Origin of the sequence: Streptomyces sp. NPDC017991, assembly GCF_044328075.1 — a bacterium.
In the GTDB taxonomy this organism is placed as follows: Bacteria; Actinomycetota; Actinomycetes; order Streptomycetales; family Streptomycetaceae; genus Streptomyces.
The window spans coordinates 236,087-252,346 of record NZ_JBIRGP010000007.1 but is presented as its reverse complement, the minus strand read 5'-3'; the positions used below and the strand labels follow the sequence as shown (position 1 = coordinate 252,346).

Annotated in this window: 16 protein-coding genes; 15 read left to right on the top strand and 1 reads right to left on the bottom strand. The window is 70.6% G+C overall.

Annotated features, from left to right (window positions below):
* Positions 1-58 precede the first annotated feature (58 nt).
* From ACH4DZ_RS22245 to ACH4DZ_RS22175, 15 genes are all read left to right on the top strand, one after another.
* Positions 59-1,072 (top strand): FKBP-type peptidyl-prolyl cis-trans isomerase, encoded by a 1,014-nt coding sequence (locus ACH4DZ_RS22245; RefSeq protein ID WP_398288990.1) that lies wholly within the window; start codon positions 59-61, stop codon positions 1,070-1,072.
* A 51-nt stretch (positions 1,073-1,123) separates the two neighbouring features.
* Positions 1,124-1,495, top strand: coding sequence for an FKBP-type peptidyl-prolyl cis-trans isomerase (locus ACH4DZ_RS22240; RefSeq protein WP_398288989.1), 372 nt, complete (start codon positions 1,124-1,126; stop codon positions 1,493-1,495).
* 149 nt (positions 1,496-1,644) lie between these two features.
* Positions 1,645-2,598, top strand: a complete 954-nt coding sequence (locus ACH4DZ_RS22235; protein WP_398288988.1) for a helix-turn-helix transcriptional regulator — start codon at positions 1,645-1,647, stop codon at positions 2,596-2,598.
* 15 nt (positions 2,599-2,613) lie between these two features.
* Positions 2,614-3,747: a helix-turn-helix transcriptional regulator gene (locus tag ACH4DZ_RS22230; protein WP_398288986.1), complete on the top strand. Its 1,134-nt coding sequence runs from the start codon at positions 2,614-2,616 to the stop codon at positions 3,745-3,747.
* An 11-nt stretch (positions 3,748-3,758) separates the two neighbouring features.
* Positions 3,759-4,046, top strand: coding sequence for a hypothetical protein (locus ACH4DZ_RS22225; RefSeq protein WP_398288985.1), 288 nt, complete (start codon positions 3,759-3,761; stop codon positions 4,044-4,046).
* A gap of 9 nt (positions 4,047-4,055) precedes the next feature.
* A complete protein-coding gene (locus ACH4DZ_RS22220; RefSeq protein WP_398288984.1) occupies positions 4,056-4,250 on the top strand; it encodes a hypothetical protein in 195 nt (64 codons plus the stop codon).
* A 237-nt stretch (positions 4,251-4,487) separates the two neighbouring features.
* Positions 4,488-4,772, top strand: a complete 285-nt coding sequence (gene tatA / locus ACH4DZ_RS22215; RefSeq protein ID WP_307542243.1) for a Sec-independent protein translocase subunit TatA — start codon at positions 4,488-4,490, stop codon at positions 4,770-4,772.
* Between the two features lie 49 nt (positions 4,773-4,821).
* Entirely contained in the window at positions 4,822-5,778 is a 957-nt protein-coding gene (gene tatC / locus ACH4DZ_RS22210) for a twin-arginine translocase subunit TatC (protein ID WP_398288983.1), read from the top strand.
* A 69-nt stretch (positions 5,779-5,847) separates the two neighbouring features.
* Positions 5,848-6,738 carry a diacylglycerol kinase gene (locus ACH4DZ_RS22205; protein ID WP_398288982.1) on the top strand — a complete coding sequence of 297 codons (891 nt, stop codon included), beginning with the start codon at positions 5,848-5,850 and terminating at the stop codon, positions 6,736-6,738.
* Positions 6,739-7,182: 444 nt separating this feature from the next.
* Complete coding sequence (locus ACH4DZ_RS22200) at positions 7,183-10,044, top strand: DEAD/DEAH box helicase (protein WP_398288981.1); 2,862 nt, start codon at positions 7,183-7,185, stop codon at positions 10,042-10,044.
* 372 nt (positions 10,045-10,416) lie between these two features.
* Entirely contained in the window at positions 10,417-12,024 is a 1,608-nt protein-coding gene (locus ACH4DZ_RS22195) for a sensor histidine kinase (RefSeq protein WP_398288980.1), read from the top strand.
* Positions 12,021-12,428, top strand: coding sequence for a roadblock/LC7 domain-containing protein (locus ACH4DZ_RS22190; protein WP_107019841.1), 408 nt, complete (start codon positions 12,021-12,023; stop codon positions 12,426-12,428). Before ACH4DZ_RS22195 ends, ACH4DZ_RS22190 begins: the two co-directional genes overlap by 4 nt.
* On the top strand, positions 12,425-12,865 hold the full coding sequence (locus ACH4DZ_RS22185) for a DUF742 domain-containing protein (protein WP_398288979.1): 441 nt from the start codon (positions 12,425-12,427) through the stop codon (positions 12,863-12,865). Before ACH4DZ_RS22190 ends, ACH4DZ_RS22185 begins: the two co-directional genes overlap by 4 nt.
* Complete coding sequence (locus ACH4DZ_RS22180) at positions 12,846-13,460, top strand: ATP/GTP-binding protein (RefSeq protein ID WP_248780033.1); 615 nt, start codon at positions 12,846-12,848, stop codon at positions 13,458-13,460. The genes ACH4DZ_RS22185 and ACH4DZ_RS22180 overlap by 20 nt, the downstream gene beginning before the upstream one ends.
* Before the next feature lie 235 nt (positions 13,461-13,695).
* Positions 13,696-15,135, top strand: coding sequence for a cytochrome P450 (locus tag ACH4DZ_RS22175; RefSeq protein WP_398288978.1), 1,440 nt, complete (start codon positions 13,696-13,698; stop codon positions 15,133-15,135).
* 18 nt (positions 15,136-15,153) lie between these two features.
* On the opposite strand, the gene ACH4DZ_RS22170 is transcribed toward ACH4DZ_RS22175, so the two are convergent.
* A complete protein-coding gene (locus ACH4DZ_RS22170; protein WP_398288977.1) occupies positions 15,154-16,110 on the bottom strand; it encodes an RluA family pseudouridine synthase in 957 nt (318 codons plus the stop codon).
* Positions 16,111-16,260: the final 150 nt, after the last annotated feature.

Genomic DNA, 16,260 nt, shown 5'->3' with positions numbered 1-16,260 from the left:
CCCGGTGGTGTGAGGGCCTAGAGTGGCCGGACCCCATTCGAGCGACCTGAGGATCGATGTGCGACGCCGACTTGCTGCTCTCCTGATCGTGCCTGCCCTGGCGCTGACCGCGTCCGCCTGTGGAAGTGACGACGACAAGGGCGACAAGGACAAGGCCGATCCGTCGGCGTCGTCCTCCGCGTCCAACGCCGCGGCGCCGAAGCCGGTGGACTCGGCGTCGCCGATGCCCGCGGTGAAGGGTGCCTTCGGTAAGAAGGCGACGATCGAGGTGCCCAAGGGCGACCCGACCGACAAGTTCGTCGTGCACACGGTCTCCGAGGGCGACGGCTCGGTGGTGAAGAAGGACGACCTGGTGTCGATGAACTTCACCGGCAAGGTCTGGAAGAGCGGCAAGGACCTCGGTTCCTCGTACCAGGAGGGCGGGGCGCCGCAGTTGATCACGGCCGGTTCCGAGACGGTCATCCCGGCGTTCGCGCAGGCGCTGGTGGGGCAGAAGGAGGGCAGCCGGGTCCTGGTCGTCGCTCCGCCGGCCGCCGGTTTCGGCAGCCAGGGCAACCAGCAGGCGGGGGTCACGGGCACCGACACCCTGGTCTTCGCGCTCGACGTGGGCGACGTCGTCCCGAACAAGGTCGAGGGCGAGCAGGCCGCGATCCCGTCGGACCTGCCGCAGATCAAGGCCGACGACGAGGCGCCCGCCACGATCTCCGTGCCGAAGAACGACCCGCCGGCCAAGCTCGTCGACAAGGTCCTCATCGAGGGCAAGGGCGCCGAGGTGAAGAGCGGCCAGTCGGTCACCATGCAGTACAGCGGGGCCGCCTGGAAGCTCAACGAGGGCAAGGCGAAGGCCACGCTCTTCGACTCGTCCTGGAAGACCGGCCAGCCCTTCAGCACCGCCATCGGTCAGGGTCAGGTCATCGCGGGCTGGGACAAGGGGCTCGTCGGCAAGCACGTCGGGGACCGGGTCCTGCTGGTGATTCCGCCGGCCCAGGCGTACGGCGACGAGGCCAAGGGCGAGGAGCTGCCCGCCAAGTCCACCCTCGTGTTCGTGGTCGACATCCTGGCCACGAGCTGAGGATGACAGACTGTCCGGGTTGTCCCACCGAGAACGAGCAGGAGCACTGACGTGAGCATCGAGAAGCCCGAGATCGACTTCCCGGGCGGCGAGCCCCCCAAGGACCTCGACATCAAGGACATCTGGGAGGGCGACGGCCCTGTGGCCAAGGCGGGCGACACCGTCTCGGTCCACTACGTCGGTGTGGCCTTCTCCACCGGCGAGGAGTTCGACGCGTCCTGGAACCGCGGTACGCCGCTCCAGTTCAAGCTGGGCGTCGGTCAGGTCATCGCGGGCTGGGACCAGGGTGTGCAGGGCATGAAGGTCGGCGGCCGACGTCAGCTGGTCATCCCCTCGCACCTCGCGTACGGCGACCGCGGAGCCGGTGCCCGCATCGGCCCCGGCGAGACGCTGATCTTCGTCTGTGACCTCGTAGGGGTCTGACGTCCCGTTCTTCCTCTGTCGTGTGATCGTGGTCCGACCGGATTCGATCACTTGGGGCCCATGCCTGTCCGGGCATGGGCCCTCGGCTTTTGCCACGACACCCGGGGGCGGTACGGTCATCGGTCGGAAGCACCATAGGAAGGGCGTCCATGGCCATTGCCAAGGCAGAGCGGCTGATGAACCTGGCGCTGTGTCTGCTCGGGACGCGGCGACCCCTCAGCAAGCGCGAACTCCGTGAGTCCATCGAGGCCTATCTGGAGGCCGGCTCGGACGACTCCTTCAACCGGATGTTCGAGCGGGACAAGGACGATCTGCGCGAACTCGGCCTGGTCATCGAGACGGTGGAGAACCTCGACGGCGAGGTCGGCTATCTGGCCCGGCGCGACAGCAACCGGCTGCCGCCCATCACGCTCGACGCCGAGGAGGCCGCGGCACTCGGGCTGGCCGCCAAGGTCTGGCAGCAGGCCCGGCTCGCGGGCGCGGCGAGCGGCGCCCTGCAGAAGCTGCGCGCCGCGGGCCTGCCCGAGGGCGTCGACCCGTACGAGCCCCATGGGGCCCTGGAGCCGCGCATCCCCGTGCACGAGGCGGCCTTCGAGCCGCTGATGCTCGCCTGCCGCGACCGGCGTCCCGTCACCTTCGACTACCGCAAGGCGACCGCGGCCCGCCCCGGGCCCCGCCATGTGGAGCCCTGGGCCCTGGAGTGCTGGCGCGGCCACTGGTACCTGGCCGGCTGGGACCGCGACCGGGGGGCCGAGCGCGTCTTCCGGCTGTCCCGGATCACCGGCAAGGTCCGTACCCGCAGTGGCAAGTACACGGTGGAGGTGCCCGACGTCGTCACCGTGCGGGAGACCGTCGCGGGCTGGGCCGGTGACATCACCGACCGTTCCGCGCTGATCCGGCTGCGGACGGGCTCGGGCTACCCGCTGCGCGCCAAGGCGGCGTCCGTGCGGGAACTCGGCGACGGGTGGGACGAGTTGGAGGTTCCGTACGGGCACGGTCTGGACGCCTGGCTGGTGGAGTTCGGGCCCGACGTGGTGGTCCTGGAGCCGGCCGAGCTGCGGGCCGACGTCGTGGACCGGCTGCGCGCTGTGGCCAAGGGCTGAGGGGGACGTAGGAAAGTGGCAGGAAAACCGGCCAGGCCCACGAACGCGATCGACCAGACGCGACGGATGCTGTCCCTGGTGACGTATCTGCGTGAGCGCCCCGGCGCGCGGATCGAGGACGTAGCGCGGGCCTTCGGGATCACCGAGGACGAGCTGATCTCCGACCTCGACGTGCTGCCGCTGTGCGGGACCAGCTTCCGCGGCGGCGACCTGCTCGACATCGACACCGACGGCGACCGGATCTGGTGGCACAACCCGGACGACGTCGCGGAGCCGCTGCGGATCGCCGCCGACGAGGCGACCGCGCTCCTTGTGGCCGCGCGGGCCGTGTCGACCTTGCCTGGATTGCGCGAGGGCGACCGGCAGGCGCTGCTGCGGGCCACCGCGAAGGTGGAGGCCGCCTCCGGCGAGGCGGCGAGCGCCAGCTCCCGGCTGTCGGTCACCTTCGAGGCGGAGGGCGGGGTCTTCGCCGACGTCGACAGGGCCATCTCCGAGCGGCGCAGGCTGTGGATCCGCTACTACTCGCCCTCGCGGGACGAGCTGAGCGAGCGCGAGATCGACCCGATCCGTCTGGTCAGCGTCGGGCACACGTACGTGGAGGCCTGGTGCCGCCGCTCGGAGGCCCGGCGCACCTTCCGGCTGGACCGGGTCGCCGAGATCAAGATCCTCGACGAGCCGTCCGCGCCGCCCGAGATCGAACTGCGGGACCTCTCGGAGGGGCTGGTGCAGCCGGCCGCCGAGGACCCCGAGGTGGTGGTGGAGGTCGGCCCCGGCGGACGCTGGGTCGGCGAGTACTACCCCCACGACAGCGCCGAGGAACTGCCGGACGGCGGTCTGCGCATCACGCTGCGCACGCCGGACCCGGCGTCGCTGCGCCGCCTGGCCCTGCGGCTCGGGCGGGACGGCCGGATCGTCTCGCCGCCGGAGGTCGCCGACAGCGCCCGCCGGGCGGCCCGTGAGGCGCTCGCGGCCTACGACGGACCACTGGACGCGTACGACGCCGGGAGTGGGCCGCAGGCCCTCCCGGGGGCGCCTCGCGACGGTGTCACGGATGCTCCCTCCGGTGGTGACGGGGGAGTGCGGAGCCCGGTGGGCGGGCCGCACGGAGTTCATGACGGGCTGTACGGCAGGCAGGAGCAGGGGCTGTGAGCGGGTCGGCAATGTCTGGTACGAGTGAGATGTCCGTGGCGTCCGCGTTCTCCGGGATGACGAGAGTGGACCCCGTGGTGTTCAAGGCCGCGTGCCCGGACTGCCGGAGCGGCTTCGAACTCGCCGCGAGCGCTCTGCGCCTGGTCGTCGGCGCCACACATCGGACCACTTTCTACTCCTTCACCTGCCCGCAGTGCCGCACGGCGGTACGCAAACCGGCCGGGGAGCGCATCGTCGAGCTCCTCACCGGGGGAGGGGTGCGGGCCCTGCGTCTGCAGGGGACGGTCCGGGGGGCTTAGGGTCGAGCCATGTTCTGGCCGATGTTCGCGATCGCTGTGGGTTTCCTGGGAATCGCCGTGCTCGGGGTGCTCGCCGTCCGGGTCTTCCTGGAGGCGGAGCGTCTGGGCAGGCAGGTGGACGAATCCGCACGCCGGATCAGCCGCGCGGCCGAGGATCTGGAGCACGCCTCCGTCGCGGTGGCCCGCTCCGCGGACGCCCTCTGAGCCTTCCTGTCCCTGGGCTTTGAGCCACTCCGACCTGTCAACTTCGCGGGGTCGGCAGGTACGCTGCAGGTCGCGGACCGGAAAGTGAGGCGCCGACCGCGAACTGGGAGTACGCACAGGGATTGCCTCGCGTTCACCCCTGAGCGTTACGATCGCTGTCAGCGCGACCCTCGGGCAGACGTCCGACCGGTCGGGCAGCAACCCAACCACGCCGCCTCGGTGAGAAGGTAAAAGCTTATGTTCGGAAGGCTCGGCGCTCCCGAGATCATTCTCATCCTCGTCGTCGTCATCCTGCTGTTCGGCGCGAAGAAGCTTCCCGACATGGCCCGCTCCCTGGGCAAGTCCGCCCGCATCCTCAAGAGCGAGGCCAAGGCGATGAAGACCGAGGGCAAGGACGACACCGCCGCCCCCGCCGCCCCGCCGCACGACGACCAGCAGCCCCCGCGCACCATCCAGGCCGCGCCCGGTGACGTGACCAGCTCCCGCCCGGTCACCGAGCCCACGGACACGACCAAGCGCTGACCTAGGGGGCCGGTGACCGCCGGCCTGCCGCACGAGATGGGAACGTGGGTTGCTGAAGTCCGCCCGCAAGAAGGAAGAGAAGGATCCGGAGGGGCGGATGCCCCTCGCGGAACACCTTCGTGAGCTCCGCAACCGGCTCGCGAAGGCGATGCTGGCCATCGTCCTCGTCACGGTCGTCGCCGCTTTCTTCTACAACGACATCATCAACTTCTTCACGGAGCCGATCCTCAAGGAGGTCGGCTGCGACAAGACCTTCCAGCAGCTGGCGAGGTCGTCGTCCGACGACCCCTGCGCGCAGATCACGATCAACGGTCTGCTGACGCCCTTCACGCTGGCCCTGAAGGTGTCGCTGATGGCGGGTGTCGTGCTGGCCTCGCCGGTCTGGCTCTACCAGCTCTGGGCGTTCGTCGCGCCGGGCCTGCACCGCAGCGAGAAGAAGTACGCGTACGCGTTCGTCGCGTCGGGTGTCCCGCTCTTCCTCGGCGGAGCCTTCTTCGCCTACAAGGTGCTTCCCACCACCGCGAAGGTCCTGATCGAGTTCACGCCGTTCGGCGTCGACAACCTGCTGCCGCTGGACGACCTGCTCGACCTCGTGACCCGCATGGTCGTCGTCTTCGGTCTCTCCTTCGAGCTCCCGCTGCTCCTGGTGATGCTCAACATGACCGGCGTGATCACCGGCAGGCGCATGGCCGGCTGGTGGCGCGGCATGATCATGGGCATCACCGTCTTCGCCGCCGTCGCCACGCCCAGCACGGACCCGCTGACGATGCTGGCGCTCGCCGGACCGATCTGGATCCTGTACTTCGCGGCCACCGCCTTCTCCCTGCTGAACGACCGCCGCAGGGCCCGTCGGGAGGCCGAGGGCCCCGACGACGACGAGGCCGCCGAACTCGACCTCACCCCCGAGGACATCGGCGAGATCGAACCCGTGACGGCGAACCGCGCGCTGCCCGCGCAGGCGGATGCCGAGCGGGAGCGGATCAACGGTTACGACGACGTGACCTGACGACGTGATCTGACGTCGTGACCTGGCGTCGTGACCTGGCGTCGTCGCCGACCTTGTAGGGTCCGGGCCGTGACCAGCGAGATCACCCTCTTCGTGAATCCCACCGCGGGCCGCGGCCGGGGCGCCCGCGCGGCGCAGCCGGCCGCTTCGGCTCTGCGGGCCGCGGGCTTCTCCGTGCGTACGGTCCTCGGCGAGAACGCCCGGGACGCCCTCACGCGCGCGCGTGCCGCCGTGGCGGCCGGTACCGGCTGTCTGGTGGCCGTCGGGGGCGACGGCATGGCCGGCCTCGCCCTGCAGGCCGTCGCGGGGACGGACACGCCTCTGGGGCTGGTCGCCGTCGGTACGGGGAACGACTTCGCGCGGGCGCTGGGGCTGCCCGTACGGGACCCGGCGGCCGCGGGGCGGACGGTCGCAGAGGCGCTCAAGGAGGCCCGGCTGCGGGACGTCGACCTCGGGCGGGTGGGCGGCACCTGGTTCGGCACGGTCCTCGCCTCCGGCTTCGACTCGCGGGTCAACGACCGCGGCAACCGCATGCGGTGGCCCGGCGGCCGGTTCAAGTACGACCTCGCGATGCTCGCCGAACTCGCCGCCTTCAAGCCCTTCCCGTACCGGATCACGCTGGACGGCGGCGAGGTCCGGGAGATCGAGGCGACGCTGGTGGCCGTCGGCAACGGGTCCTCGTACGGAGGCGGTATGAAGATCTGCGCGGAAGCGGACCTCACCGACGGGCTGTTCGACATCACCGTGGTCGGCGCGTGCAGCCGCGCCTCGCTGCTCCGCGTCTTTCCGCAGGTCTACAAGGGCACCCATCTGAGCCACCCCATGGTCACCGTGCACCGCGCCGCGAAGATCGAACTGGCCGCGGAGGACATCACGGGCTACGCGGACGGCGAACCGCTGGGGCGACTCCCGCTGACAGCGGAATGCGTACGCGGAGCGGTACGCATAGCGGGGCCCTGACCGGGGCCCCGGCTCCCGGGCTTCCCCGGCTCCCGGGCTTCCCCGGCTCCCGGCTTCCCGGCCCCGCAGAGCTTCGGGGCCTCGGGCGTGCGCGCCTACCGGCCTTCGGCCTCGCACTCCTGCCCCGGGCTTCCCGGCCGTCCGGGCTTTCGAGGCCCGGGAAACCCCGTCGGCCTCCCGGCCCCCGGCGCCTCGGGCGTACACGCCTCCCGGCCCTCGGCGGCTACGACCGCCCGGCGTCCGCTCCCGGGACCTCCCGGCCCCGCTGGGGTGCCGGGCCGCAGCGGTCCGGCCTTCCGGTCCTCCCCGGGGTGTGCGGGTACGCCCTTCGGAGTGGAGCAGGGCGGGGCCGCCGCCCGGGAGGTGGCTGGGAAGTCGCTCGGACGTGGGCGGACACACCGGCCGGAACCGGGCGGAGGCGGATCCGGGTGCTCCGATCGGATAATGATCGTCCTGTTGTCAGTGGTGGCCGGTAGTCTCGAAAGCACGATGACAGACGACCTCTCACCGGCCGAGCGGTACGCGGCAGCACGGAAGCGCGCTGTCGAGCAGGCCACCGCGCTCGCCGGCTTCCGCGAGATGTACGACTTCGGCCTCGACCCCTTCCAGATCGAGGCCTGTAAAGCTCTTGAAGGGGGCAAAGGAGTCCTGGTGGCCGCGCCCACCGGCTCGGGCAAGACGATCGTGGGCGAGTTCGCCGTCCATCTCGCCCTCCAGCAGGGCAAGAAGTGCTTCTACACGACACCCATCAAGGCCCTGTCGAACCAGAAGTACGCGGACCTGTCCCGCCGTTACGGCGCGGACAAGGTGGGCCTCCTCACCGGCGACAACAGCGTGAACAGCGATGCCCCCGTGGTCGTGATGACCACCGAGGTGCTGCGCAACATGCTGTACGCGGGCTCGCAGACCCTCCTCGGCCTCGGGTACGTCGTCATGGACGAGGTGCACTACCTCTCGGACCGCTTCCGCGGCGCCGTCTGGGAGGAAGTGATCATCCACCTCCCCGAGTCGGTCACGCTGGTGTCGCTGTCGGCGACCGTGTCGAACGCGGAGGAGTTCGGGGACTGGCTCGACACCGTGCGCGGCGACACCGAGGTGATCGTTTCCGAGCACCGGCCCGTCCCGCTGTTCCAGCACGTGCTCGGCGGCCGGCGGATGTACGACCTCTTCGAGGAGGGCGAGGGCTCCAAGAAGGCCGTCAACCCCGACCTCACGCGCCTGGCGCGCATGGAGGCGAGCCGTCCGTCGTACCAGGACCGCAAGCGCGGCCGTGCGATGCGTGACGCCGACCGGGAGCGCGAGCGCAGGCAGCGGTCCCGGGTGTGGACGCCGGGCCGGCCCGAGGTCATCGAGCGGCTCGACTCCGAAGGGTTGCTGCCCGCCATCACGTTCATCTTCAGCCGCGCGGCCTGCGAGGCGGCCGTCCAGCAGTGCATGCACGCGGGCCTGCGGCTGAACGACGAGGACGCCCGGGGAAGGGTCCGCGCCCTCGTCGAGGAGCGCACGGCGTCCATCCCGGACGAGGACCTGCACGTCCTGGGCTACTACGAGTGGCTGGAAGGCCTGGAGCGCGGCATCGCGGCCCACCACGCGGGCATGCTGCCGACGTTCAAGGAGGTCGTCGAGGAACTGTTCGTACGCGGCCTGGTGAAGGCCGTGTTCGCCACCGAGACCCTCGCGCTGGGCATCAACATGCCCGCCCGTTCGGTGGTGCTGGAAAAGCTCGTCAAGTGGAACGGCGAACAGCACGCGGACATCACTCCCGGCGAGTACACCCAGCTCACGGGCCGGGCCGGCCGCCGCGGCATCGATGTCGAGGGCCACGCCGTGGTGCTGTGGCAGCGCGGTATGAACCCCGACCACCTCGCGGGACTCGCCGGCACGCGCACGTACCCGCTGCGCTCCAGCTTCAAGCCCTCGTACAACATGGCGGTCAACCTCGTCGAGCAGTTCGGGCGGCACCGTTCGCGTGAGCTGCTTGAGACGTCCTTCGCGCAGTTCCAGGCCGACAAGTCGGTCGTCGGGATCTCCCGCCAGGTACAGCGCAACGAGGAGGGACTTGAGGGCTACAAGGAGTCGATGACCTGCCACCTCGGGGACTTCGACGAGTACGCGCGGCTGCGGCGCGAGCTGAAGGACCGCGAGACCGAGCTTGCCAAGCAGGGGGCCTCCCAGCGGCGCGCCGAGGCTGCCGTCGCGCTGGAGAAGCTCAAGCCGGGCGACATCATCCACGTGCCGACCGGCAAGTTCGCGGGGCTCGCGCTCGTCCTCGACCCGGGGCTGCCCGCGGGGCGCTCAAACGGCCACCGGGGCTTCGAGCAGCACGACGGACCCCGCCCGCTCGTGCTCACCGCCGAGCGGCAGGTCAAGCGGCTCGCGTCGATGGACTTCCCGGTGCCCGTGGAGGCCCTGGAGCGGATGCGCATCCCGAAGTCGTTCAACGCGCGCTCGCCGCAGTCGCGCCGCGACCTGGCCTCCGCGCTGCGGACCAAGGCCGGGCACATCGTGCCCGACCGGCACCGCAAGAAGCGCGCCGAGGCTGCCGACGACCGCGAGATCGCCCGCCTGCGGACCGACATCCGGGCCCACCCCTGCCACGGGTGCAGCGACCGCGAGGACCACGCCCGCTGGGCCGAGCGCTACCACCGGCTGCGGCGCGACACCGCGCAGCTGGAGCAGCGCATCGAGGGCCGGACGAACACCATCGCCCGCACCTTCGACCGCATCGTGGCGTTGCTGACCGAGATGGACTACCTGCGCAACGACGAGGTCACCGAGCACGGCAAGCGGCTCGCCCGGTTGTACGGCGAGATGGACCTGCTCTCCAGCGAATGCCTGCGCGAGGGAGTGTGGGAGGGCCTCGGACCGGCCGAACTGGCCGCGTGCGTCTCGGCGCTGGTCTACGAGTCCCGGGTCGGCGACGACGCGATGGCGCCCAGGTTGCCGTCCGGCAGGGCGAAGGCCGCGCTGGGTGAGATGGTCCGCATCTGGGGCCGTCTCGACGCCCTGGAGGAGGACTTCCACATCACTCAGACCGAGGGCGTGGGCCAGCGCGAACCCGACCTGGGCTTCGCCTGGGCGGCGCACGAGTGGGCGTCGGGCAAGGGCCTCGACGAGGTGCTGCGCGAGGCGGAGATGCCCGCCGGTGACTTCGTGCGCTGGTGCAAGCAGGTCATCGACGTGCTCGGTCAGATCTCGGCGGCGGCGCCGACGTCGTCCGCCGCGAGTGCGACGGTGGCGAAGAACGCCCGCAAGGCCGTCGACCAACTGCTGCGCGGAGTGGTGGCGTACTCGTCGGTGGGCTGAGACGCCGCGGGCGCTGAGACGCCGGGCGGGTGGACGGACCCGGGCCCCTGACCGAGGGGTGCCCGGGTCCAGGCATGTCCAGGGGCTGCGCGAAAGCCGCCCTCACCCCTTCTGATGAGGGGTTTTCGTATGCCCGTACGCTGTCACGCTGAGTGTTCGTGTGAATGCGTGGCGTGTAAATGGGGCAGAGCGTACTCCTGTTGCGAGGGCGATTTCAGGTGGTTGCTGAATATGACACAGCGATGATCCGGTCGGACTAAGCTCGCCCGCAGCGCACCGAGTTGAGATGAATTCGTGCGCTTGTTCCCCCAAGTTCTGAAGATCCAGATACCTCCCCCCAGACCTTTAGTCGACTTGTCTCAGAGGGCATACATGGTGAGTGTTCAATTGCCTCCCGGTGGCCGCGAAGTTCCCTACGCGCGCGTGCTGTTGCTGCCGGCCATAGTGATGGCCGCAGCGACCGGCACCGCCGTCGCCCTGGTGACGCAGCCGGCTCGCGCGGCCGTCGGCTGGTGCGGAGCCGTCGCGACCCTGCTCGTGATCGCCACAACGGCGGAAGCGGTCCGGCGCGGCCGGGTCATCCGCGCGGCACGGGCCGAACTCGCCCGCCGCACAGAATCCATGGAACGGCGCGTCTCCCTGCACGACGCCGAGATCGACCACCTTCGCGAGCACCTGCTGCCCACCGTGCTCAAGGCGATGCGCGGCGGCCGGTCGCCCCAGGAGACGGTCCGGCGGCTCATCGACAACGACCCCGCCCAGCGGAACATCCCCCGCTCCCAGCGCGCGCTGCTGATCGAACTGCTGCGGATCATCGACAACGAGGAACTGCAGCGCGAGGCCGCGCAGCGCTCCTTCGTCAACATCGCCCGCCGCGTGCAGGCGATCGTCCACCAGCAGAACGTGGAACTCCGCGAGATGGAGGAGGACCACGGGCGCAACCCCGAGGTCTTCGACGACCTGCTGCGCATCGACCACGGCACGGCGCTGATCGGCCGCCTCGCCGACTCCATCGCCGTGCTCGGCGGCGGACGCCCCGGCCGCCAGTGGCCCGCGCCGGTCCCGCTGTACAGCGTGCTGCGCGGTGCCATGTCCCGCATCCTGGAGTACCGGCGCATCGAGCTGCACTCCATCGCCAAGGTGAGCGTCGACGGCATCCACGTCGAGCCGGTCATCCACGCCGCCGCCGAACTCCTCGACAACGCCACGCGTTACTCGCCGCCGCACACCAAGGTCCACGTCACCGCCGTCGAGGTGCAGACCGGCGTGGCCATCGAGATCGAGGACGCCGGAGTCAGCCTCAGCGAGGAGGCCCGCACCCGGGCCGAGCGGATGCTCGCGCAGGCGGCGGAGGGCCCCGACCTCAACCAGCTCGGTGAGGACCCCCGGCTCGGCCTCGCCGTCGTCGGCCGCCTCATGGACATGTACGACATGCAGGTCTCCCTGCGCCAGTCCGCGTACGGCGGCGTACGCGCGGTCCTCGTCGTACCGCGCAAGCTGCTCACCGAGGACAACGCCCCCGGTCTCGCCCACGGCATCGGCGCGGCGGCCGTGCCCAAGGTCGACTTCGACGGCGTCGAGGGCCCCAAGCGCGTCGAGAAGAAGCGCCGCCCCACCACCGGGCCCCGTACCTCCAGGCCGGACGAGATGGAGGACGACGTCCCCGAGGTCACCGAGTGGACGGCCAACGGGCTGCCGCAGCGCCGCAGCCGGGTCACGGTCCCCTACAGCCAGCGGGTGAAGGAGGCCAGGGCCGCCGCGGCGGAGGCGGAGGCCGCGCGCAAGGAGGGCCGACCCGTCATCGACTGGACCCGGTCGTCCACCCAGGTGCCCAAGAAGAAGAAGGAAGAGAAGGAACCCGGGCTGTGGGTCGAGGCGTTCATGGCCGGCCTCAAAGGCGACGCCGACCAGCAGCAGACGCCCGGAGCGACGAACAGTCCGGCCCGCACCGAGGCCGACGACGAGGGGGACCTCAAGTGATCCAGCAGCGCGCCAATTTCGACTGGATGCTCAAGGAGCTGTCCGACGGGGTCTACGGCACCCGGCAGGTGGTCGTCCTCTCCGCCGACGGTCTGCGCATCGCCCGGTACGGCGGCGACCCCGACGCCGCCGACCGCATCGCCGCGGCCTGTGCCGGACTCCAGAGCCTCGCCGGGGCCGTCGCCACCGAGATCCCCGACACCGACGGCAAGATGCGCATGGTCATCATCGAGATGGAGGGCGGCTACTTCTACATGATGGCAGCGGGCCCCAACGCCTATCTGGCCGTGCTGGCGGAGGCCCACGTCGACGCCGGACTCATGAGCGCCCGGATGCGCGACCTCGTCGTCCGGATCGGCGCGCACCTCACGAGTCCGCCCCGGCGGAACGGGCAGACCGTATGAGTCCTCCCCAACGACGCCGCCGCCTGCCCAAGGCGGCGCCCAAACCGAAACCCGCGCCCCCGCCGGAAGGGCCCGGCGGACAAGCCGGGCCGGGCGGGCCGGGCCGGCCCCGCGAGCCGGAACGGCTGTATGTCGTCACCGGTCAGGTCGAGGGCGGCGACCGCGCCGAACTCGACCTGGTGACCTTGATCGTGGCGTGCGCCGACGCCCCGCCCACAGCCCAGCCGGAACAGTCGGCGCTGCTCCGGCTCTGCCAGGCCCCCATGTCCGTGGCCGAGGTCTCGGCCTATCTCCATCTGCCGTTCAGCGTGGTGACCGTACTGCTGACCGAGCTGCTGACGGCTGAACTGGTACAGGCGCGCGCTCCCATAGTCCGCGCGGAGCTGCCCGACCGTTCCCTTCTCGAAGCGGTGATGCATGGACTTCAAAAGCTCTGACACCGTCCCGGGGCCCCGCGCCGAGGACCATCTCCCGCACACGGCGACCGCCGCGGTGAAGATCGTGATCGTGGGCGGATTCGGGGTCGGCAAGACGACGATGGTGGGTTCCGTCAGCGAGATCAGACCGCTGACCACCGAAGAGACCATGACGCAGGCCGGCATCGGGGTCGACGACAACTACGGCTCCGACACGAAGACGGCCACCACCGTCGCGATGGACTTCGGCCGCATCAGCATCACCGAACAACTGGTGCTGTACCTGTTCGGCACCCCCGGACAAGAGCGCTTCTGGTTCCTGTGGAACGGACTGTTCGAGGGCGCTCTGGGCGCGGTCGTCCTGGTCGACACCCGGCGCCTGGAAGTCAGCTTCGACGTCATCGGGCGCCTGGAGGAGCGCGGCGTGCCGTTCGTCGTCGCCGTCAACGACTTCCCGGACGGTCCCCGTTACCCCATGGAGGACCTGCGGGCGGCGCTCGACCTGTCCGAGGAGATCCCCATGATGACGTGCGACGCGCGGCGGCGGGCTTCCAGCCGGGATGTCCTGATGACGCTGATGCGCTTCCTGCACTCCATCGCGATGGCCTCGGCGTAGGTGCTCCGCGTCGGCGCTCCGCTCTGGGTGCGCTGACATCTGCGGGTCCGTGGGGGCTGGCCGCGCCCGCGCGGCGGAGCCGCAGATCGACACAGCCCCGCGCCCCTGAACGACGGGGCTGCGCCCCGGTCTTTCCGCTCCATCCGCCCGACTTCCCTGACCCCGGAACAACCCATTCCCGAAAGCGATCACCGTGACGTCTGAATCCCCTTCCCTGACCGATACGGACGACCCCATGTCCGTGCCGCCGCCGGGCTGTCCGGCCCACGGCACGGGTCCCGGCGGGCTGCGCCGGCTGTACGGACCCGACGCGCAGGATCTGGCGGGTCTGTACGAGAAGCTGCGCGCCGAGCACGGCGCCGTCGCGCCTGTGCTGCTCCACAACGACGTGCCCATCTGGATGGTGCTCGGCCACGGCGAGAACCTCCACATGATCAGCAACCCCTCGGTCTACACCCGTGACAGCCGTATCTGGACCCCCCTCCTGGACGGTACGGCGGGCGCCGACCACCCGCTGATGCCGCTCATCACCTGGCAGCCCATCTGCTCCCACGCCGAGGGTGACGAACACCAGCGGCTGCGCGGCTCGGTGATGGGCGCCATGTCGACCATCAACTCCCGCGACCTGCGCCGCCACATCAGCCACTGGACCCAGGAGCTGGTCAACCACTTCTGCCACCGCGGCACCGCCGACCTGGTCTCCCAGTTCGCCGAACATCTGCCGATGGCCGTGTTGTGCGAGATCCTCGGCATGCCCGAGGAGTACGACGACCGGATGGTGCAGGCCACCCGTGACCTCCTCAAGGGCACCGAGACCGCGATCGCCAGCAACGAGTACGTCATGAGCGTGCTGATGCGGCTCACGGTCCGTCGCCGGGCCGAGCCCGCCGAGGACTTCACCAGCCACCTCATCAACCACCCGGCCGGACTCACGGACGAGGAGGTGGGCCAGCACCTGCGGGTCGTTCTCCTAGCCGCCTACGAGGCCACGGCGAACCTCCTGGCCAACGTGCTGCGTGTGGTTCTCACCGACCCGGGCTTCCGCGCCCAGCTCAACGGCGGCCAGATGACGGTGCCCCAGGCGGTGGAGCAGTCCCTGTGGAACGAGCCGCCGTTCAGCAACGTCCTCGGATACTTCGCCAAACAGGACACGGAGCTGGGCGGGCAGCGCATCCGCAAGGGCGACGGGCTGCTCTTCGGGATGGCGGCGGGCAACGTCGACCCGCACGTCCGCCCGGACCTCAAGGCGAACATGATGGGCAACCGCTCGCACCTCGCCTTCGGGGGCGGCCCGCACGAGTGCCCCGGGCAGGACATCGGCCGTGCCATCGCGGATGTCGGCGTCGACGCGCTCCTCAAGCGGCTTCCGGACGTCCAGCTCGCCGTGGACGAGGACGACCTGACGTGGACCGCGTCGATCTCCTCGCGGCACCTGGCGGAACTGCCGGTCGTCTTCGCCCCGGCTTCGCCGCAGGACGTCATGGAGCGGCCCGGCGTCAGTGAGGTGCCCCGCCCGCGTCCGGACTGGGACCTCTCCGACCCGTCCCTGGACGCCGCCCCGGTGCCGCGTCCCACGATCGACCTGCCGGAGCCCCCGGCCGCCGAGCCGGCCACCGGGTCGGGACACCCGCTCGGCGCCTGGCAGCGCTTCGTGCGCTGGTGGCGCGGCTACTGAGCCCGACTGCCACCGACGTCAGCGGGTCTGTCCCTCTCCGGCCCAGTCGTCGTGCGCGGACCACGCCAGGAGTGTCCGTCCGCTGCGGAACGAATGGCTGTGCCCCGTGACCGGGTCGGTGAACTCCAGGACCCGTGCCAGCAGTTGGAGCGGGCGCCGGAAGTCACCGGCCGGCACGGGGCCGGTGACCACCGGATACAGCGGGTCGCCGAGGATCGGCACACCCAACGCGCTCATGTGCACCCGCAGTTGATGGGTCTGCCCGGTGTGCGGCAGCAGCCGGTAGCGGGCCCGGCCCGCCCGGTGCTCCATCAGCTCGACCCGGGTCACGGCGTTCGGCTCGCCCGGCACCTCCTGGGCGGCGAGCACCCCCCGCTCCTTGTGGATCCGGCTGCGGACCGTGACGGGCAGGTCCAGCGCCGGTGCGTACGCCGCCACCGCCTCGTACTCCTTGCGTACGAGCCGGTCGCGGAACAGTGACTGGTAGGCGCCCCGTTCCTCGGGCCGCACCGTGAACAGCACGAGCCCGGCGGTGAGCCGGTCGAGCCGGTGCGCGGCGCCCAGGGCCGGCACCCCCAGTTCCCGCCGCAACCGTGCGAGAACCGTCTCGGTGACGTGACTGCCCCGGGGTGTCGTGGCGATGAAGTGCGGTTTGTCGGCGACCACGATGTGCTCGTCGCGGAAGACGACCTCGACGGGGAACGGCACCCGCTCCTCGTTCGGCAGCTCCCGGTGGAACCACACGAACATCCCCGGCACGTACGCCGTGTCCGCCGTCACGGGCCGCCCGTCCGCGTCCACGATCTCTCCGGCGGCGAGCAGTCCGTCGATCACCGCGGCCCGCGGTGCGAGCCGCTCCGCCAGATACTCCCGTACGGTGCGCCAGGCCCCGTCGGCCGGCAGCCGCACCCGCACCGGATCCACCCCTTCGCGCTGGGGCAGGGGAGAGGGCGGAATCCTGCTTCTGCGTCTCACCTGGTCAGCGTACGCAGGGGCGCTGCCTCGAACGCACTCTGTCGAGTGCGGGGGCAAAAGCCGGGGCGAAGCCCCGCTTTCTTCGAGGGGCGCGGGGAACTGCGCGACCAGCCCCCACCGACCCGCAGAAAAAAACCGTACCCCGCCCCG

Coding starts and splice junctions, on each gene's coding strand:
- ACH4DZ_RS22235 (WP_398288988.1), top strand. CDS start 1,645: ATGGCCATTGCCAAGGCAGAGCGGCTGATGAACCTGGCGCTGTGTCTG.
- ACH4DZ_RS22225 (WP_398288985.1), top strand. CDS start 3,759: ATGTCTGGTACGAGTGAGATGTCCGTGGCGTCCGCGTTCTCCGGGATG.
- ACH4DZ_RS22220 (WP_398288984.1), top strand. CDS start 4,056: ATGTTCTGGCCGATGTTCGCGATCGCTGTGGGTTTCCTGGGAATCGCC.
- tatA (WP_307542243.1), top strand. CDS start 4,488: ATGTTCGGAAGGCTCGGCGCTCCCGAGATCATTCTCATCCTCGTCGTC.
- ACH4DZ_RS22200 (WP_398288981.1), top strand. CDS start 7,183: ATGATCGTCCTGTTGTCAGTGGTGGCCGGTAGTCTCGAAAGCACGATG.
- ACH4DZ_RS22195 (WP_398288980.1), top strand. CDS start 10,417: ATGGTGAGTGTTCAATTGCCTCCCGGTGGCCGCGAAGTTCCCTACGCG.
- ACH4DZ_RS22185 (WP_398288979.1), top strand. CDS start 12,425: ATGAGTCCTCCCCAACGACGCCGCCGCCTGCCCAAGGCGGCGCCCAAA.
- ACH4DZ_RS22180 (WP_248780033.1), top strand. CDS start 12,846: ATGGACTTCAAAAGCTCTGACACCGTCCCGGGGCCCCGCGCCGAGGAC.
- ACH4DZ_RS22175 (WP_398288978.1), top strand. CDS start 13,696: ATGTCCGTGCCGCCGCCGGGCTGTCCGGCCCACGGCACGGGTCCCGGC.